Annotated in this window: 19 protein-coding genes, 1 pseudogene and 1 other annotated feature; of the genes and pseudogenes, 16 read left to right on the forward strand and 4 right to left on the reverse strand. The window is 43.1% G+C overall.

The features are described 5' to 3' along the window. Positions 1-2: 2 nt before the first annotated feature. Positions 3-806: a septum site-determining protein MinD gene (gene minD, locus ACQKMH_RS03455; RefSeq protein WP_427586090.1), complete on the forward strand. Its 804-nt coding sequence runs from the start codon at positions 3-5 to the stop codon at positions 804-806. Between the two features lie 124 nt (positions 807-930). Here the strand turns inward: minD and ACQKMH_RS03460 are convergent, their stop codons facing one another. Beyond that, on the reverse strand, positions 931-1,374 hold the full coding sequence (locus ACQKMH_RS03460; protein WP_034308861.1) for a S1 domain-containing RNA-binding protein: 444 nt from the start codon (positions 1,372-1,374) through the stop codon (positions 931-933). A 277-nt stretch (positions 1,375-1,651) separates the two neighbouring features. Here ACQKMH_RS03460 and ACQKMH_RS03465 point away from each other — a divergent pair, with 277 nt between their 5' ends. The 11 genes and pseudogenes from ACQKMH_RS03465 to ACQKMH_RS03515 all read left to right on the forward strand — a co-directional run bounded on the left by ACQKMH_RS03465 (position 1,652) and on the right by ACQKMH_RS03515 (position 11,210). Beyond that, complete coding sequence (locus tag ACQKMH_RS03465; protein WP_427586092.1) at positions 1,652-2,401, forward strand: peptidoglycan DD-metalloendopeptidase family protein; 750 nt, start codon at positions 1,652-1,654, stop codon at positions 2,399-2,401. After that, complete coding sequence (locus ACQKMH_RS03470; RefSeq protein ID WP_427586093.1) at positions 2,394-3,260, forward strand: M50 family metallopeptidase; 867 nt, start codon at positions 2,394-2,396, stop codon at positions 3,258-3,260. Before ACQKMH_RS03465 ends, ACQKMH_RS03470 begins: the two co-directional genes overlap by 8 nt. Before the next feature lie 42 nt (positions 3,261-3,302). Then, positions 3,303-4,775, forward strand: coding sequence for an Rne/Rng family ribonuclease (locus ACQKMH_RS03475; protein WP_427587497.1), 1,473 nt, complete (start codon positions 3,303-3,305; stop codon positions 4,773-4,775). Between the two features lie 75 nt (positions 4,776-4,850). Beyond that, positions 4,851-4,934: a sequence feature (ribosomal protein L21 leader region), on the forward strand. A 13-nt stretch (positions 4,935-4,947) separates the two neighbouring features. Next, the gene (gene rplU / locus ACQKMH_RS03480; RefSeq protein ID WP_034308849.1) at positions 4,948-5,256 is read left to right on the forward strand and encodes a 50S ribosomal protein L21; all 309 of its coding nucleotides are present in this window, start codon (positions 4,948-4,950) and stop codon (positions 5,254-5,256) included. 13 nt (positions 5,257-5,269) lie between these two features. Beyond that, the gene (locus tag ACQKMH_RS03485) at positions 5,270-5,602 is read left to right on the forward strand and encodes a ribosomal-processing cysteine protease Prp (RefSeq protein WP_427586094.1); all 333 of its coding nucleotides are present in this window, start codon (positions 5,270-5,272) and stop codon (positions 5,600-5,602) included. Positions 5,603-5,614: 12 nt separating this feature from the next. Continuing rightward, positions 5,615-5,905: a 50S ribosomal protein L27 gene (gene rpmA, locus ACQKMH_RS03490; protein WP_427586095.1), complete on the forward strand. Its 291-nt coding sequence runs from the start codon at positions 5,615-5,617 to the stop codon at positions 5,903-5,905. A 541-nt stretch (positions 5,906-6,446) separates the two neighbouring features. Further along, positions 6,447-6,986, forward strand: coding sequence for a Spo0B domain-containing protein (locus ACQKMH_RS03495; RefSeq protein WP_427586096.1), 540 nt, complete (start codon positions 6,447-6,449; stop codon positions 6,984-6,986). Positions 6,987-7,034: 48 nt separating this feature from the next. After that, the gene (gene obgE / locus ACQKMH_RS03500) at positions 7,035-8,324 is read left to right on the forward strand and encodes a GTPase ObgE (RefSeq protein ID WP_427586097.1); all 1,290 of its coding nucleotides are present in this window, start codon (positions 7,035-7,037) and stop codon (positions 8,322-8,324) included. Positions 8,325-8,338: 14 nt separating this feature from the next. Further along, positions 8,339-8,815: an ACT domain-containing protein gene (locus tag ACQKMH_RS03505; protein WP_427586098.1), complete on the forward strand. Its 477-nt coding sequence runs from the start codon at positions 8,339-8,341 to the stop codon at positions 8,813-8,815. 613 nt (positions 8,816-9,428) lie between these two features. After that, positions 9,429-10,304 carry a prephenate dehydratase gene (pheA, locus tag ACQKMH_RS03510; RefSeq protein WP_427586099.1) on the forward strand — a complete coding sequence of 292 codons (876 nt, stop codon included), beginning with the start codon at positions 9,429-9,431 and terminating at the stop codon, positions 10,302-10,304. 459 nt (positions 10,305-10,763) lie between these two features. Continuing rightward, positions 10,764-11,210, forward strand: a pseudogene (locus ACQKMH_RS03515) (DUF6944 family repetitive protein). Between the two features lie 213 nt (positions 11,211-11,423). Here ACQKMH_RS03515 and ACQKMH_RS03520 read toward each other — a convergent pair. Both ACQKMH_RS03520 and ACQKMH_RS03525 read right to left on the reverse strand, forming a co-directional pair. Further along, positions 11,424-11,957, reverse strand: coding sequence for a transcription repressor NadR (locus tag ACQKMH_RS03520; RefSeq protein WP_427587498.1), 534 nt, complete (start codon positions 11,955-11,957; stop codon positions 11,424-11,426). Between the two features lie 46 nt (positions 11,958-12,003). After that, positions 12,004-13,131 carry an IscS subfamily cysteine desulfurase gene (locus ACQKMH_RS03525; protein WP_427586100.1) on the reverse strand — a complete coding sequence of 376 codons (1,128 nt, stop codon included), beginning with the start codon at positions 13,129-13,131 and terminating at the stop codon, positions 12,004-12,006. Positions 13,132-13,234: 103 nt separating this feature from the next. Between ACQKMH_RS03525 and nadB the strand changes: the two genes are divergently transcribed. From nadB to nadA, 3 genes are read left to right on the forward strand one after another with little or no spacing between them, the layout of a single operon-like run. Further along, entirely contained in the window at positions 13,235-14,818 is a 1,584-nt protein-coding gene (gene nadB, locus ACQKMH_RS03530; RefSeq protein WP_427586101.1) for an L-aspartate oxidase, read from the forward strand. Continuing rightward, a complete protein-coding gene (gene nadC / locus ACQKMH_RS03535) occupies positions 14,799-15,650 on the forward strand; it encodes a carboxylating nicotinate-nucleotide diphosphorylase (protein WP_427586102.1) in 852 nt (283 codons plus the stop codon). Before nadB ends, nadC begins: the two co-directional genes overlap by 20 nt. Beyond that, positions 15,647-16,753 (forward strand): quinolinate synthase NadA, encoded by a 1,107-nt coding sequence (gene nadA, locus ACQKMH_RS03540; RefSeq protein ID WP_427586103.1) that lies wholly within the window; start codon positions 15,647-15,649, stop codon positions 16,751-16,753. The genes nadC and nadA overlap by 4 nt, the downstream gene beginning before the upstream one ends. A gap of 100 nt (positions 16,754-16,853) precedes the next feature. Here nadA and ypfJ read toward each other — a convergent pair whose 3' ends face one another. Next, positions 16,854-17,699, reverse strand: a complete 846-nt coding sequence (gene ypfJ / locus ACQKMH_RS03545) for a KPN_02809 family neutral zinc metallopeptidase (protein ID WP_427586104.1) — start codon at positions 17,697-17,699, stop codon at positions 16,854-16,856. Between the two features lie 433 nt (positions 17,700-18,132). Between ypfJ and safA the strand changes: the two genes are divergently transcribed. Then, a partial coding sequence (safA, locus tag ACQKMH_RS03550; protein ID WP_427586105.1) for a SafA/ExsA family spore coat assembly protein occupies positions 18,133-18,391 on the forward strand: 259 nt, incomplete at its 3' end.

Genomic DNA, 18,391 nt, shown 5'->3' on the forward strand with positions numbered 1-18,391 from the left:
TCGTGGGAGAGGCAATAGTTATAACATCCGGTAAGGGTGGTGTCGGGAAAACGACCACCTCCGCCAATTTAGGAACATCTTTAGCTCTTCTAGGCAAGAAGGTTTGCTTGATTGATACGGATATTGGTCTTCGGAACTTGGATGTGATCATGGGGTTGGAAAATCGCATCATCTATGATTTGGTCGATGTAGTCGAAGGGCGCTGTAAGATACATCAAGCGCTTATTAAAGATAAACATTTCGAGGATTTGCTTTATTTGCTTCCAGCTCCACAAAACAGTGATAAATCAGCGGTGAATGAAGAGCAGATGAGGAAACTCATAAGCGATATGAAACCTGACTATGATTATATCCTCATTGACTGCCCTGCAGGCATTGAACAGGGCTTCAGGAATGCCATAGCTGGGGCTGACAAGGCGATCATCGTTACGACTGCAGAAAGACCGGCTGTCAGGGATGCAGACCGAATTATTGGCCTGCTTGAAAAAGAAGAGCATATTGAACCGCCTCAATTGATCATTAACCGGATACGCGGTCATTTACTTCATGAAGATGAAGAAATGGATATCGATGGAGTTACAGACTTTCTTAAAATTGATTTGATCGGCGTCATTCCAGACGATGATCAAGTCATTGTTGCAGCGAATAAAAAGGAACCCATTGCCTATAATCCGGACAATAGAGTCTCACTTGCCTATCGGAACATTGCCCGGAGGATCCTTGGTGAATCGGTGCCCTTGACTCCAATTGGCGGCGAACCAAAAGGTTTCATGTCCAAAATAAAAAAATTCTTTAGCGTGCGGTAAATCTATCTTCCATATTTAGCAGCGAGAGCATATGATGCCCTCGCTTTTTTTTTATGACATATAAAATAAAAAAGGCAAGCCATCATCGTGGCTTGCCTTATCTATATGCTGAAACTGCAACAGATTATCCGCGTCTTCCGCCTCTGCCGCCGCGTTTCGATTCGGTGCTGCGTTTAAGAGTAGATAAATTTTCTTCACTAGTCTTTAAAAAGCGAACCATTTTATCTTCGAAATTTTCCTTTGGTTGGAAATTACCTTTAGAACGAAAATCTTTAGAACGGCTATCCCCTTGGCGTGGTGGGCGTTTGGTATAAGAAGAGGTTTGCCCTTCGGGTCTATCTATAGCCTTTTTGATGGACAAGGCAGTTTTTCCGTCTTTCTCACTAATCACTTTAACTTCAATTTGGTCGCCTACTTTAAGATGGTCATTGACGTCTTTTACATAGCTATCTGCTACCTCACTGATATGCACAAGACCTGTTGAGCCTCCTGGTAATTCTACGAATGCTCCAAAATTAGTGATACCTGTTACTTTACCTTGTACTTTGCTGCCTATTTCGATTGACATAAAAAAATGTTCCCCCTCAATAATGTTAAAACCACTTTATTATAACAAATTCAGGGCAACAATATCAATTGGATTTTTCCCTCAATTAATCGATTTTCACAATCGATGCCCCAATTCGCTTGGAATTCCATAAGTTTCGAAGAATTTTGCATTAGAAAATTTTTTTTTACTTTCTATATTCCGATGTGCAGAAAGAAAATCTTTTCTCGGTCATAGTCTGGACAAGTTGCTCATACGTTGTAATATAGCGCTTTGACATGAGCAGGGGGGATTCTTTATGGATGATCGCAGGAAAGATATCCGCAATCGTATCGCCAAGAGACGTAAGTTCAATGATAATCAAGCAGGAAGCAGCAGCTGGACGGAGATCAACAATGAGGAACCATATGGTGTTGATTCATTTAACGGGTATTCCGAGAAAGATCATCCGCTCTTCAAGAAAGAAAATTTTTTCTTTAAAATTCTTGCAAGTGTGTGTCTGTTCCTGATTATCGCTGTGATGTTTAAACACCCTTCGGTGCGGCTGGACCCTGCCAGAAGTTTTGTCACGGAAAATATGAACAAGGAATTTCAGTTCGCTTCAATCTCCAATTGGTACGAAAGTGCGTTCGGAAAACCGATCGCTTTTTTACCGAATAAAGCTGACACGGAAACAGTTGACTCGGGTGATGGCTATGCAATGCCTGCCTCTGCGAAGATTACCCAAACCTTCGAGACGAACGGTGAAGGAATCATCTTGGAAACGAGCAAAGGCTCCAAGGTAGAAGCCATCAATGAAGGGGTGGTCATTTTTGCCGGTGAAAAGGAGGGGATTGGAAAGACCGTCGTCATTCAGCACGCCAATAAAAGCGAATCCTGGTATGGACAGCTGGAAAAGATAGATGTGAAACTATATGAGTTCGTTAAGAAGGGCAATGAAGTCGGACAGGTTACAGTAAGTGAAGATGGATCAAAGGGCAGGTTTTATTTAGCAATCAAAGAAAACGACGCGTTCGTCGATCCTAAAAAGGTGATTTCCTTTGAATAAATATGGAAAATTACTGTTGAAAATCAGGGTGCACCCGACACTGTGGTTCGTCATTGGCATCGCCATACTCACTGCACATTTCGTTGAAGTGATGATGCTGCTGCTCATCGTCTTCATTCATGAGATGGGGCATGCCGTCTGTGCCCAGCACTTTAAATGGCGGATAAAGTCCATTCAGCTGCTTCCTTTTGGAGGGGCTGTCGAGACTGAGGAGTATGGAAATAAAAGTTTGAAGGAGGATTTGGCTGTAGTGCTTGCCGGTCCACTTCAACATGTTTGGCTCATCGGTGCTGCTTTTTTGCTCTATTTCTTTTCTATTATTTCCTATGAGCTGTATCAGCCCTTTTTGTATATGAATCTTATGCTGCTTGTTTTTAATTTACTGCCAATTTGGCCATTGGACGGGGGAAGGCTACTATTCATTGGAATTTCTCTATACTGCACCTTTCTTGAGGCGCAGAAACATACACTTCATTTTTCTGCAGCCTTCGCTTTCCTGGCTTTTTTGACCTGGCTCATTCTTGATCCGCTCAATTTGAATATTTGGCTCATCATCATGTTCATCTGCCTCTCACTCGTCATGGAATGGCGACAAAGGTATTATGCGTTTATCCGCTTTCTTTTGCAGCGCCATTACGGGCATACCAATGATTTGGCAAAACTAAAGCCGATCTTGGTGGATTCACAAGAACCGATTTATAAAGTGCTGGAACTGTTCCAACGCGGATGCAAACACCCCGTCATCATCATGAAAAACGGGAAAGAAAGCGGCTCGTTGGATGAAACGGAAATCCTTCATGCTTATTTTTCTGAGAAAATGACAGACGGGAAAATTGGTGACCTATTATATTCTTATTAAATATGTTATCCTTTCTTCAAATTGAGGAGAGGATTTTTTTTGATGAAAAAGATGATCGCGAACCTGGCTTCACGCGAAAAAAGAGTGGCCGTACTGGAGAATGATGTGTTACGTAAGCTTGAAATCTTGTCGCCTCATCAGCGCAGTAAGGTCAGTAATATTTATCTAGGGAAAGTGACGAAGGTGTTACCGGGTATGGATGCCGTCTTCATTGATTATGGTGCGGAGAAGAATGGCTTTTTGCATCGAGACGAGATTCCCTCTTTCCAGCAGGCAAAAAAAACGGATGGGAAAGCACCCATCGGTCAATACGTCCGCCAAGGAGAAAAGCTGCTGGTTCAGGTGACCCGGGATGAAACAGGTACAAAAGGAGCTAAATTGACGGGGCTGATCGAGTTTTCTACAGATTCCCTCGTATACATACATGGAATAGATTACGTTGGCGTTTCAAAGAAATTTAATAACGAAGCACTGCATAAGCAGTGGCGGGAAACAGCCTTACAATACAAAAAGGCTGATGAGGGATTAATTGTCCGCACATCGATGGAGAACGAAAGTGAAGCGATCTTCCTGGATAGGCTAACTTCATTGCGAGAGCTTTTTAAAGGAATTGAACGTAAGGCAGCATCTCTAAAAGCTCCAATGCTTCTCTATGAGAGGGACATGTACCTGGATATGATCAAATCCGAAATGTCGGGAACGCCTTCGGGAGAGCTTGCCATCGATGATTTCACGGCTTACCAAGAGTTGAAAAAATGGAAGGAGGAAAACCGTAAGGAGTGGAAAATATTCCATATATCGGGTACGAGGAATATTTTTTCCGAATGGAATGTGGAAGCGCAAGTGGAGAAAATGAACAAGAAAATCGTCTGGCTTGATAATGGCGGTTATTTAATTTTTGAAGAAACGGAAGCTTTCACCGTAATCGATGTCAATTCAGGTAAGTTCACCGGCAAAGTGGCAAAGGAAGCAACCTTATTTGCGGTGAATCAGGCAGCAGCGAAAGAAGCCGTCCGTCAATTGAGATTAAGGAATATTAGCGGAATCATCTTGATCGATTTCATTAATATGGATCAATCACGACATGAGCAAGAAATCATCGACATCGTCAAAAAGGAAGCAGCTAGGGATGAGAAGAGGGTCCAGGTCATCGGCTTTACGGAACTGGGCATTTTACAAGTGACGAGAAAGAGAACTTCTCCGTCAATAGGTGAAATGATGACGGTACCTTGCCCAGTGTGCAGTGGAAGCGGTAAAATCGAGAGCCCTGAAACGGTGGCCTTCCGGTTGGAACGTGAGCTGCTCGAACACCGGAAGACGGATGATGAAGCGGTATGGGTGGAAGTCAGTGAAGCGGTGGCTGACGTGTTGCTGGGTGAAAAGGAATCATACAGGGCTACACTGGAGGAACTGATCGCTAAAAAGTTATTCCTATCATTTATCCCCGGTTCCAAGTATGCCTACTCCATCAAGCGCTTCGGAAGCATTGAGGAAATCGGAAGGGCCTTCGGGTGAAGGACGAGAATTCTTACAAATATATTGACAGCCATTCCTGTTTCATGTTAGGATTTTAATGTTATGTTTGTAGCACCCGTGCTACAACCGCTCAACAACAGGTCCTAAGCTTTTGCCTTTCCGGTAAAACGCCTGTGATTGGCGAGTCTGAGACATTTAAGGAGGTGCAAGTATGTACGCAATTATCGAAACTGGCGGTAAACAAATTAAAGTAGCAGCTGGCGAAGCGGTTTACATTGAAAAATTAAACGCAGAAGCAGGCGAAACTGTTACATTTGACAAAGTTTTATTCGTAGGTGGCGAAGACGTGAAAGTCGGTGCTCCACTAGTTGAAGGCGCTACTGTAACAGGTACTGTCGAAAAACAAGGTAAGCAAAAGAAAATCACTGTTTTCAAATACAAAGCGAAGAAAAACAATCGTAAAAAACAAGGTCATCGTCAACCATACACAAAAGTTGTTATCGAAGCAATCAACGCGTAAGGGCTGATTCTAGATGATTAAAGTTGTCTTTGATGCTCCGCAGGAACGAATTACTTCGTTCACTTTAAGCGGACATGCTAATTTTGCTAAAAAAGGTTCTGATATCGTTTGTGCAGGTGTATCGGCTGTTTCCTTCGGGGCAGTCAATGCAATCATGTCCTTAACGGATGTTGAGCCTGAGATTGAGCAAGGGAGAGAAGGCGGCTATCTTCGCTGCGTCATTCCGGTGAATCTTTCGCAGGAATCGGAAGAGAAGGTTCAGCTCCTCTTGAACAGCATGCTCATATCGCTGCAAACCATCGAACGTGATTATGGTAAATACATGAAAATTATCCTCAACCAATAGGAGGTGGAACAAATGTTAAGATTAAATCTTCAGTTCTTCGCTTCGAAAAAAGGAGTAGGTTCTACAAAGAACGGACGTGACTCAATCTCTAAGCGTCTTGGCGCTAAACGTGCAGATGGTCAATTCGTATCTGGTGGTTCTATTCTTTACCGTCAACGCGGAACAAAAATCTATCCTGGTGAGAACGTAGGCCGTGGTGGAGACGATACTCTATTCGCAAAAGTAGACGGTGTTGTTAAATTCGAACGTTTCGGACGTGACCGTAAAAAAGTAAGCGTATATCCAGTTGCACAAGAAGCATAATTGGCATCTTTGAACAGAGGCTGACTCAAAAGGGTCTGATTCCTTCTACAAGACACTATATACCGCGTCATTATTAATAATGGTAGGCTATATAGTGAAGAAGGGGTCCGGCCCTTTATTTATACTATAGAAACGATAAATAACCAGCATTTTGCAGGAGACTTTAGTCATTAGTATAAGGAAACAACCTCTGACTTACAAAAGGCTCGCCAATCGGCGGGCTTTCTTATACTTTCAGGGGGGGAAATCCAGGTACTCTACCATCCCGTTTGGTTAACCAAATAGACATTCCAATTCAACTATAATATCTCCAATTGGTGCATAAATAAGGCCCATTCTCTTTTTTAGTTCAAATGGCTCTACCATCGTCCAAAGAACTCAGGGTGTGTGGCTGTATTTTTTGGACGGGGGCATTCATATGAAGGCATGTGAATAGAGCTTCATTTCCAGTTTGTTGTTTTTTTGATATACTGTACAAATGGAAGTATTCAACATGATAGAGCTGAAAAAAGTTTCTTTATCATAATTGAAGGTGTTAATAATGGATAAAAATTGGACGACTATTGAAACTCTACGTCAAACCAGGCATGACTGGCTAAATAAAATTCAAATCATCAAAGGGAATCTGGAGCTAAACAGAATTGATCGTGTCAAGGGCATCATTGATGAAATCATTATTGAAACCCAGAATGAAGCACGCCTCTCCAGTTTGAATTTACCGAAGTTCACCGAGATGTTGTTGACCTCGAATTGGAATAATGGATCATTTTATTGCGAATATGAAATCATTGATGTGTTTGAAGGCTCTGCTGAGATGGACGAGCTGATGTATCGCTGGACGAACGATTACTTTAAAATCTTGGATAAGAATCTGGACCCGTTTTTTGAAAATATACTAGCTGTTTCTATGTGTAAAAAAGAAGTGAGCGATATGCGCTGTTCATTTCAAATGCAAGGCAGATTCATGGATCTATCGGCAGTGATGGAGTTTTTGGAAAGTTCATTAACGGCCGAGCAATCAATCGAAATCCGCGAATGTAATGAGAATGAAATATTTTTTAAGATGGATATTAAGTTTTAGAGAAGTATACAGCAAGAAAAGACTTGCAGAAAACAAGGAAGTGATAGCATGTTTGTCGATCAAACGAAAGTCTATATAAAAGGCGGAGACGGTGGTAACGGGATAGTTGCTTATCGTCGTGAGAAATTCATACCAAAAGGCGGACCTGCCGGCGGAGATGGCGGTAACGGGGCCAATGTCGTTTTTGAAGTGGAAGAAGGCTTACGTACGTTAATGGATTTCCGTTATCAACGTCACTTTAAGGCACCTCGCGGAGAACATGGCATGTCCAAAAACATGCATGGTGCGGCTGCAAAGGATATGGTCATCAAAGTTCCGCCAGGCACGGTGGTCATTGATGAAAAAACGAAGGAAGTCATTGCTGATTTGGTTGAGCACGGGCAGCGCGCCATCATCGCCAAGGGCGGACGCGGAGGCCGGGGAAACTCTCGGTTTGCTACACCAGCCAATCCTGCTCCTGAAATCGCGGAGAACGGCGAACCGGGCCAAGAACGCGATATAATCATGGAGCTGAAACTGTTGGCTGATGTAGGTTTGGTTGGTTTCCCTAGTGTAGGGAAATCCACATTACTTTCTGTCGTATCGGCAGCAAGACCTAAAATTGCCGAATACCATTTTACAACGATCGTCCCAAACCTCGGAATGGTGGAAACGGAAGATCACCGCAGCTTCGTCATGGCGGATTTGCCGGGTCTGATCGAAGGTGCTTCTGAAGGAGTGGGGCTTGGACATCAATTCCTGCGCCATATAGAAAGAACAAGAGTAATCGTTCATGTAATCGATATGTCGGGACTTGAAGGCAGGGATCCATATGAAGACTACCAAACAATCAATAAAGAGTTAGAAGAGTATAACCTGCGCTTGACTGAACGTCCGCAAATCATTGTAGCAAGTAAAATGGATATGCCGGACTCAGCAGATAATTTAGCCGCATTCAAAGAAAAGCTGGAAGAAGACTATCCGGTTTTCCCGATTTCTGCCGTAACGCGTGACGGAATCCGTGAGCTTCTTTATGCAATTGCTGATAAAATCGAAGAAACACCTGAGTTCCCTCTTGATCATGAAGAAGAGAATACGGGAATTCACCGTGTATTGTATAAACATACATCACAGTCGGATGAATTTAACATTGAACGCGAATCCGATGGCAGCTTTGCCGTATCAGGATTCAAGATCGAGCGTCTATTCAAAATGACTGACTTCACCCGTGAAGAGTCCATCCGTCGTTTCGCTAGACAGCTTCGTTCATTCGGAGTCGACGAAGGCCTTCGTCAAAAAGGTGCGACCAATGGCGATATCGTCCGTATCCTTGAATATGAATTTGAATTTGTTGATTGATTAGATACACATGAATGCAGGCAAAAGGAGGCGTGCGGAGTTTGAATAAGTCCGATCAGAAATTTTTCCTCGTTCGAGAGGATGTCCTTCCCGAAGCGATGAAAAAGACGCTTGATGCAAAAGAAATGATTGAACGGGGAAAAGCGGAATCAGTTTGGGAAGCGGTAAAGCGAGTGGACCTAAGCAGGAGTGCTTTTTACAAGTACCGGGACACGGTTTTTCCGTTTCATACAGTTGTTAAAGAAAAGCTGATCACCCTGTTCTTCTATCTCGAAGATCGTTCTGGTACTCTGTCTGAGCTATTACGGCTCGTCGCCTCTTCAGGCTGCAATATCATGACGATTCATCAAACGATTCCCCTCCAGGGACGTGCCAATGTTACCCTTTCTCTAAATACGGGTGGGATGACGATGGATATTGATGATCTGCTTACAAAACTGCGTAAAATGGAGTTCGTCGAAAAGGTCGAAATCATTGGGAACGGCGCATGAAAAAAGAGCCTGTACATTTCATATGTACAGGCTCTCAGTTTATATACAAAAAGGTTGAGGATGGGTTCTCCCTTCCGAAACCTTTTTGATTTTTTATTGGATTTATGTGTGTGATCTGATGTTACAATCATCCTACTACAAAACTGGTTGATCTGGGGCAGCATGGAATGAATAAGCAAGCTGTTTTGTATGTTCTTCATCGACGCAGTTCCTCTGTATCGGTACTTTTAGCTTTCATATGGGCGGAAATAACGAAAATGTGTTCTGCAGTGAGTAGTTTTATCTCCGCAGCAGTCTTTTATATGCGATAGAAAATCTGTTCAAACAGGTCAGTAACTTTAATTCGTCGCTAAAACAAAAAACTGTAGGCAAAAGGAGTATCAATCTAAATGAAGCAAAGTTGATTGGATTGGGTGTACGAGACTCCTGCGGGGAAAGTGCGTACCCTGCAAGTGCAAAGGCGCTGATGGCCGACCACCAGCGGAAAGGGAGTGCCCTGCGTTCCAATCAACGGTCTTTTTTATTAGTGGACGATTTAACGATTTACTATTGTAAAAAATCAGAAAATGACATAACATAAACAGTAGATTTTCCGTGAAAAGGAGATTATAATATGACATCAAAAATTGCATTTCTTGGACCAAAAGCAACGTTCACGGATTTAGCTGTATCACGACTATTTCCTAATGATATAAAAATACCGATGAACACGATTCCAGACTGTCTTGATGCTGTACGTGACGGGGAAGCCAATCATGCGCTCGTCCCGATCGAGAATGCTTTGGAGGGATCGGTAAATATTACGATGGATTACTTAGTCCATGAAGTCACATTACCGATTAAAGGGGAAGTGACGATTCCAATCCAACAGCATTATATGGTGCATCCGGACCATGCATATCCTGGTTTCAAACCGGATATGGTTTATTCACATTCACATGCCATCGCTCAATGCCGCAAATTCCTACATAAAGACCTAAAGGGCATTCCATACGAGTATGTCACATCCACTGCTGCTGCTGCAAAGATGGTGATGGAGAATTCCGATATCCATATTGCTGCGATTGCAAATGATATGGCTGCAGCGGAGTATGGTTTGACAATTATAAAACAAAATATACATGATTATGATCATAATCATACCAAGTTTGTCGTCGTATCCAATAGTGAAGTTGACTATGAGGGGCACTTGACCGTTGAAGGGGACCAGAAAACGACCTTGATGATTCAGCTTCCTGCCGACCGCTCAGGGCAACTGCATCAAGTCCTTTCCGCTTTTGCTTGGAGAAAGCTTAATCTTTCCAAGATTGAATCAAGACCAATGAAAACGGGTTTAGGCAATTACTTCTTCATCATCGACATTGAAATGGCCCTTGACGATGTTCTCATCCCAGGCGCTATTTCTGAGCTAGAGGCTCTTGGATGTACGGTTTCGATCATGGGAAGCTATTCATGCTTTAAAGTCCAAAATGGTGTGCCGCAACGATGATTTCTTAAGAATATAAGACGGTTCGGAAGATATCAATTTTGTTTTCCGTAGAGATTAGTGGTACAACCTCGGCTGTGTTTAATACATTGATGAGGGAAAATAATGAATAAGAAGGGTGCCCCGGGAATATTTCCGGGGCATTTTTTTTGTAGGGTGCTCTTTGTTTAAGAAGTGTATTTCGCTTATGTACAAGTTCCTAAAATGGTCGGCTGTCATTTTAGGAAAATATAGATTAATAAATAGGCATGAAACATTTTTTATGGTGAAGATGAAAGGCGGAAGTTATGCATGGAGAAACATTCTAAAGGATGAAAATAAACAACGTTTTAGATGAATGCGTATACAATTGGTAGACCTCATAGGCGAACTGTTCATACCTTGATGACTAATTCAGAGGGGGCAACTTTTTAAATGGCAGAAACATATCCAAAAATGGATAGGGAGGGCGGTGGTAAATAGGTGACGGATAATCAATTCAAAGAAACGTTCGGTTCTTGGACTCAAGCGATAGGAACCGTCATTTCTGCTGTTGGAGGTACACCATCCAATGTCCTGGACGAGGATTTTCGCAAAAACTTAGATTTGATTGGGAATGAACTTCAAGCGACTGGAAATGCAATATTGGTGGATGCAAAAGAATAATGGTCATTGAACAAATTCGGCAATCAAATACAGTCGATCAGGAATTCGACTGTTATCTTAGGATTAGTCATTGATTTCGATGAAGTAACGAAGCAGGAATTGATCATTAAAGGCAATCTGATTCAAGCGTTAGGCGGAGGGACCACTGTGGCGGGGGCATTCGAAAATCCAGATGAACCAGAGCAAGCATTCAATGTTACAGGGGATATTTTACAGGTGATTGGGAATTCAATGCAAGCGATTGGAGGAATTGCCGAACTTTAAAACACCGGCCCAGATAAAGAAGAAGAAAAACAGGATCAAGAATAAGAAGAAGAAAATAAGGATGAAGATAAAACGCAGGAAAAACTAAAAACCAATACTCATATTCTGATGACATGCCGACAGATGGTGAATTAATTCAAGTGATGGGTGGTTGGATACAGGCCTTCAAAAAAAGTCCTCAAAAGATATCGCTTTTGAGGACTTTTCGTTTATTCAATCGACCAAAATGCCGGCATCTCTCAGTGCACCCTCTGCTTCGTCAAGCAGTTCTTCAGAAGATGCGCTCAGTGTATGGAGATGGATGCCACTCGTTAGTTCCGATAAAAAAGAAGCGTTCGTTGCTGTCACCCTAGAGAGGAATTGCTGGACTTCCTTACGACTGCTTACCATGATCGAAGCAGTCAGGTCACCGTACACGGGGTGTTCGATTTTGACATCTTTTACGGTGATACCAATATCGACGAGTATATATAGCTCTTCCTGGGTCCGGGAAGGATCGTGCTGGCAAGCAATGGTCCTTTCCGGCTTTTGGGTGCTCCCCGTTTGTAAGTACATGTAGCCTTGGCTCGTGGCGATGATTGGTTCATTCCGCGCTTTCAGGAGCGTTATGTCACCAACGATAACCTGCCGGCTTACATTCGTTATCTGCGAAAGCTCGCTTCCAGTTACTGGCTGCGCACTTGTTTGCAATATATGTAAGAGTTTCGTCCGTCTTTCTTCCCCGAGTAATTTCTTTTTTTCCATAATCATTCACCTCTTTATTTACAAACATTCTACCACAGAGTGGAATGTTTTATCGAATGCCAGCCATTCCTTCGAGGCAGTCTGCCAATTTGTGAACGTCATCGGCTGTCGTGTATTTACCGAAGGAAAATCGCACGAATTGATGGGCCTCTTCTTCGCTTTTCCCAATGGCCATCATGGTTTTTGAGGGATCCTGTTTACCGATTTGACAAGCACTTCCAGTCGAAACAGCGAATCCTTTCTGGTTTAATTCGAGCATGATGTACTGTCCTTGCAATCCAGTGAAGGCGAGGGCCAGAATGTGAGGCAATTGCTGGCTTTTTCCCTCGATGATTTGAAAATCTACTTTCCTTTCCGTAAGACGTTGAATCAATTGCATCCTAAGCGTGGAAATCCGTTTATGTTCAGCTACCATGTTATCACCTAATTTCTTTGCAGCGGTCATGAAGGAAGCTATACCGGGGACGTCTACTGTCCCTGGGCGGAAACCATATTCATGAGTGATATGCGGTACCGAAGCCTTCAACTGATGGATGGCCGGGAAAATGACGGCCCCAGTCCCTTTTGGACCATAAACTTTATGACTGGAAATGGATAATCCATCACATAAGGCAGATATCTTTTCTAGCGGCAATTTAGCAAATGATTGGACGCAATCCACATGCAAAAAAGCCTGGTGTTTTCGAACGATTTTACTTATTTGTTCAATGGGTTGTATGACCCCGATTTCCGAATTGACATGTTGGACAATGACCAAGCATGTTTTCTCCGAGAGACATACCTGCAGATGTTCAATATCAATAAGGCCATCATCCAAATGCCGCAAATATGTAACCTCGAAGCCAACTTGTTCAAGCTTTGCGACATAATTGGCAATCGACGCATGCTCCGTTCTACTTACAATCAAGTGGTTCTGCCAGGATGGTTTTGAAGCGATGAATGTATCGATGGCAAGCATGTTGCTTTCCGAACCACCGCTCGTAAAGATGATTCCTTCCTTTTTGATGTTCAGCATTTCTGCGAGTTGTTGCCGTGACATATCCAATAAACGTGCCGCTTCAGAGCCAATATCATGCAAACTGCTCGCATTCCCGAAAAACTTCCGGGATGCTTGGCTGAATACGTCGAGGGCCTCCTCATCAATCGGAGTTGTAGCCGCATAATCCAAATAAATCAAAAAATCACTTCCATCCTTTAATCTTAAAAAACTCTTGATAATAGTTTAATAATATGTAAATATAGTTGTCAAGACACCTGTCATAAACAGGAGGAATGAAATAATGGTAAAAGCGGAAATCATCGTGATAGGCAGTGGGATTGCTGCCTTGAAAACGGCATTGGAAGCAAGTGAACATAAGCATGTGATACTCATCACAAAATCAAATATCCGTCATAGTAATTCTTATTTAGCGCAAGGCGGGATTGCTGCTGCAATATCTGATCGTGACAGAGTATCTTTACATAAAAAAGATACGCTGGCGGCTGGTCAGCGATATAACAAGGTGAAGGCAGTCGAAAAGCTCGTGGAAGAGGCACCTTTGATTATAGCTGAACTTATTCAGTCCGGTATGCAATTTGACCATGATGATGACGGCACACTCATGCTTGGCATGGAGGGCGCTCACAGCGAAAGAAGAATCCTTCATAGTCACGGCGATGCTACTGGTAAATACATCATGGAACATCTTATAGCGAGCTTGAATAACTCATCGATTACTGTGATGGAGAATACAACTGCCGTGGAGTTGATCATCGGAAAAGATGATTCTTGCATAGGCGTCAAAGCCCATGATAAGGCAGGGGAACTTGTAATGTATCATGCGGAACAAACGGTTCTGGCAACAGGCGGGTGTGGTTCCCTATACCATTTCACTTCAAATTCACAAACGGTTTCAGGCGATGGAATCGCACTTGCATTCAAGGCCGGGGCAAAAGTTCGAGACATGGAATTCATACAGTTTCACCCGACCCTGCTTTTTATAAATGGTAAAGCGGAGGGACTGGTTTCAGAAGCGGTGCGCGGAGATGGGGCAATATTAGTGAATGAACTGGGAAGGCCGATCATGGAGGGTGTCCATAGTCTGAAAGATCTTGCTCCAAGACATATTGTAGCTCAAACGATTTTTTCTTATTTACAGCGTGGTGAAAAGGTATTTTTGGATATTTCGATGATTAAGGATTTTAAAAAGCGCTTTCCAACAGTGAGCTCATTATGTGAAAAAAGTGGGCTGGACCTTCAATTCGGGAAAATTCCGGTTGCACCCGGTAACCATTTTCTAATGGGGGGAATTGAAGTGAATGAATGGGGGCAAACCTCTGTCCCCTCCTTGTATGCAGTTGGTGAAGTGGCATGCACGGGTGTACATGGAGCGAACCGATTGGCAAGCAATTCCCTTCTCGAAGGGCTGGTTTTTGGAAATACGCTTGGTCATTTGCTTGCTAAATTGCCGGCAAGGTCGATGCCGGAAGAAAAAGAGCAGTCCAAGGATTCCTGCCATTCTCCCTTTTTACCTGATCTCGAAGCATTGCAGGAAAAATTAATGAACGAAGCAGGAATCGTTCGAAATGAAGCAGGTTTAACTCGACTGAAGGATTTTCTAGAGACATTTAATATAGAGAAATTGCTGCAGATGGAAGTAACGGCATTATCGATTAAAGAAATAACGATAATCAATGCCATGATCGTGGCGTGGCTGATTGCCGAATCCGCATTGACCAGAACGGAAAGCAGGGGCGGTCATTTCCGCAGTGACTATCCTTGCGAGGATGACGGGCGATGGATTGAAGATTCGGTTATCCTTGCTTGCCTGGATGTGGAAAATCGAGTGAAAAGGAGACGACTATATGAACATATTGAAGCTTAAGCAGATGCTGCAACAATTTTTAATGGAAGATATAGGGGAATGCGATGTAACGAGTGATACGATTTTTGATCAAGGTGAACAAGGGACTTTGACATTCATTGCAAAAGAAGGTGGGGTTTTTAGTGGAGGTGCCGTCATCAAGACGGGATTTGCATTGTTGGATGAGCAAATCGACGTTTCCCTGCAAGTTCTGGATGGTGAGGTTTTTGAGGCAGGACAGCAACTTGCAAAAATGACCGGTGATATGGCTTCGCTTTTAAAAGGGGAACGAGTTGTTTTGAATTTAGTGCAGCGTATGTCCGGCATTGCGACACAGGCTCATAAAGCTTCGATGATTTTAGCGGGGACGAAGACGAGAGCTTGTGATACGAGGAAAACTACACCGGGACTGCGGATGCTTGAAAAATATGCAGTCCGTACTGGCGGTGCATTCAATCACCGATATGGTTTATATGATGCAGTCATGATAAAGGACAACCATATATCTTTCGCGGGTTCTATAATGAAAGCGGTTCAGACGGTCAAATCCAAACTGGGACATACCACTAAAGTGGAGGTGGAAACGGAGTCAGCTGAACAAGTGCTTGAAGCAGTGGAAGCCGGCGTGGATATCATCATGTTCGATAACCGGAGTCCCGAAGAAATTAAGCAACTGATCAAATTGGTTCCCGCCCACATCATGACTGAAGCTTCTGGGGGAATCCATTTAGGCAATCTATCCTCATATCGGGAAACAGGGGTTGATTATATTTCGTTGGGCAGCTTGACGCACAGTGTCAGGGCACTTGATATTAGCGCAAAGGTCAAAGAATGTGAGGGGATAATGAAATGAACATATTGGAGATGGCTAGCACTGCAGGAAATGTATTGCCTGAAAAGTATAAAATGATGGCAACGAAAGATATGGAGAATCAGGTCCATGACATTAAGAAACGACTGGGGAACCGTCTTTATATACCAGGTCATCATTATCAACGTGAGGAAGTCATTCAATTTTCGGACGTAACGGGAGATTCACTTCAATTGGCTCAGCTTTCCGCGCAAAATCGCGAAGCGGATTATATCGTGTTTTGCGGGGTGCATTTCATGGCTGAAACAGCCGATATTTTGACAACAGAAGGGCAGACGGTTATCCTGCCTGACATGCGTGCAGGCTGTTCCATGGCAGATATGGCGAATATTGAACAAACGGAACGGGCCTGGACAAAACTTCAGGATTTGTTTGGTGATACGATTCTTCCCCTTACGTATGTTAATTCGACCGCGGCCATCAAAGCCTTTGTAGGGAAAAATGGCGGGGCGACGGTGACTTCTTCCAATGCACAAGGGATGGTCTCGTGGGCCCTCTCACAAAAAGAACGCATCCTTTTTCTTCCTGATCAGCATCTTGGGAGGAATACAGCCTTTGATTTGGGCATTCCATTGAATGAAATGGCTGTTTGGGATCCTCATAAGAACGAATTGATTTATGAAGGGGAACTTGAAGATCTGAAGGTACTTCTTTGGAAAGGACATTGTTCGGTCCATGAAAATTTCACAACGACGAATATTGAAACACTTCGAGCGGAGCAGCCGTCCATGAATATCATCGTTCATCCCGAATGTCGCCGTGAGGTAGTCGCCATGTCAGATTATGCGGGTTCGACGTCATACATCATAAATATGATCGAAAAGTCTGAACCAGGCAGTTCTTGGGCAATCGGTACGGAGATGAACCTTGTCAAGCGACTTATCGCCAATAATCCTGACAAGAACATCATCTCTTTAAATCCGAACATGTGTCCATGCCTTACGATGAACCGGATTGATCTGCCTCATCTGCTTTGGGCGCTAGAATCAATTGAAGAAGGTAGAATCATTAATCCGATAAAGGTGGAAAAAAGCATTGCGGATAATGCCATCCTAGCTTTAAACCGAATGTTGGAACGGGTTTGAGATCACTCAACGACTTTACATCTAAAGGGAAAAAAGAAAAGGGGGTCCCGAAGACCCCCTTTTTATGTACAATCAAAACAGCTATGAATGTATTAACCACTTAAAGATTACTTGCATTAAAAGTATTACCCTCATTCATATTCCCGGATTTAAAACCTTTATTGAACCAACGTTTTCTTTGTTCAGAGGTACCGTGCGTGAAGCTGTCGGGAACCACGTAGCCCTGTGCCTTTTTTTGGATACGGTCATCACCGACACCACTGGCCGCATTCAATGCCTCCTCAAGATCGCCTTCTTCAAGCAAATTCTCACCCTGGACATGATGTGCAAAAACTCCAGCCAAATAGTCGGCTTGTAATTCAAGGCGGACAGAATACTTATTATATTCGGTCTCACTAACCTTTGAACGATCAGGCATGACCTTTTCCGTTGTCCCCAAAAGTGTCTGAACGTGATGACCGACTTCGTGGGCAATGACATATGCCATTGCGAAATCCCCAGGTGCCTGGTATTCTTCTTTCAACTCTTGATAAAAGCTGAGATCAATGTATAGTTTCATGTCACCTGGACAATAAAAGGGCCCCACGGAAGATCCTGCCATCCCGCATGCCGATTCCACACTGCCTGAGTACAGGACAAGAGTGGGTTCCTTATATTCCCGGCCATTTCTACGAAATTCCTCTGTCCAGACCTGCTCCGTATCTGCAAGGACGACCGATACGAACTGTGCAAGCTCCTTTTCTTCATCCGTTTCCACATAACTGCCCACATTGCCCGAATCAGGGGAATTCAAGCTGCCTAACAATTCGCTAGGATTACCGCCTAGAAGCGTCACGATCAAGACGATTACCAATGCTACACCTCCGCCAATCCCAGCCACACCTTTGCCGCTCATTCTTCTTCTGTCCTCAACGTTCGAGCTGCCATCTCTTCCTTTCCATTTCATTATTACTCCCTCCTCGTATGTAATATAAGTACCTGAAGACACAGCTTTAGGTTATTTACTTTCGTATACCCGGATTTTCAATAGTTTAGACAGGAGGTTGAAGGAAGCACTTCATTCATGATGAATTCCTCATGAAAAAAGCCATTGCCCCCTTTTCTTGGTATGCAATGGTTTAAATTTTATATTCTTTCTGCACTGAATCAATAAAAATACTTCCTGGAAATAAAGAAGAGATCAAAGTGATGGATTTTCCTTATTAAGGAAGGTTTCATCGATTATTTCCAATCAGAAAAAGTACGATCCCCGTCCCTAAATCACATTGTTCCAATCATAAATGCCCTTTTTCATGCATAAGTTTTCATGATAAAAATAATAGCAATTCACCCACTACATCATAGTATATATGGACATATGCACAGGAGGGGTTAACAGCGTGAAAATTCATATAGTCCAAAAAGGCGATACGCTTTGGAAGCTCGCCAAAAAATACGGCGTCAGTTTTGAACAACTTAAAAAAGTGAACGCGCAATTGAGCAACCCGGACATGATGATGCCGGGGATGAAAATTAAAATTCCAGGGATATCCGGAGCTATAATAAAAGAAACACTTAAACCAAACTCGAACATACAACCGGGAATGAAAGAATCCCAAATTCAACCATCTCAGGCTCCGCCTGCACCTATGAAAGAGC

Source organism: Peribacillus sp. NPDC097895 (assembly GCF_050277555.1).
Taxonomy (GTDB): Bacteria; Bacillota; Bacilli; order Bacillales; family DSM-1321; genus Peribacillus.

Coding starts and splice junctions, on each gene's coding strand:
- ACQKMH_RS03460 (WP_034308861.1), bottom strand. CDS start 1,374: ATGTCAATCGAAATAGGCAGCAAAGTACAAGGTAAAGTAACAGGTATC.
- ACQKMH_RS03465 (WP_427586092.1), top strand. CDS start 1,652: ATGGATGATCGCAGGAAAGATATCCGCAATCGTATCGCCAAGAGACGT.
- ACQKMH_RS03475 (WP_427587497.1), top strand. CDS start 3,303: ATGAAAAAGATGATCGCGAACCTGGCTTCACGCGAAAAAAGAGTGGCC.
- rplU (WP_034308849.1), top strand. CDS start 4,948: ATGTACGCAATTATCGAAACTGGCGGTAAACAAATTAAAGTAGCAGCT.
- ACQKMH_RS03485 (WP_427586094.1), top strand. CDS start 5,270: ATGATTAAAGTTGTCTTTGATGCTCCGCAGGAACGAATTACTTCGTTC.
- rpmA (WP_427586095.1), top strand. CDS start 5,615: ATGTTAAGATTAAATCTTCAGTTCTTCGCTTCGAAAAAAGGAGTAGGT.
- ACQKMH_RS03495 (WP_427586096.1), top strand. CDS start 6,447: ATGGATAAAAATTGGACGACTATTGAAACTCTACGTCAAACCAGGCAT.
- obgE (WP_427586097.1), top strand. CDS start 7,035: ATGTTTGTCGATCAAACGAAAGTCTATATAAAAGGCGGAGACGGTGGT.
- ACQKMH_RS03505 (WP_427586098.1), top strand. CDS start 8,339: ATGCAGGCAAAAGGAGGCGTGCGGAGTTTGAATAAGTCCGATCAGAAA.
- pheA (WP_427586099.1), top strand. CDS start 9,429: ATGACATCAAAAATTGCATTTCTTGGACCAAAAGCAACGTTCACGGAT.
- nadB (WP_427586101.1), top strand. CDS start 13,235: ATGGTAAAAGCGGAAATCATCGTGATAGGCAGTGGGATTGCTGCCTTG.
- nadC (WP_427586102.1), top strand. CDS start 14,799: ATGAACATATTGAAGCTTAAGCAGATGCTGCAACAATTTTTAATGGAA.
- nadA (WP_427586103.1), top strand. CDS start 15,647: ATGAACATATTGGAGATGGCTAGCACTGCAGGAAATGTATTGCCTGAA.
- ypfJ (WP_427586104.1), bottom strand. CDS start 17,699: ATGAAATGGAAAGGAAGAGATGGCAGCTCGAACGTTGAGGACAGAAGA.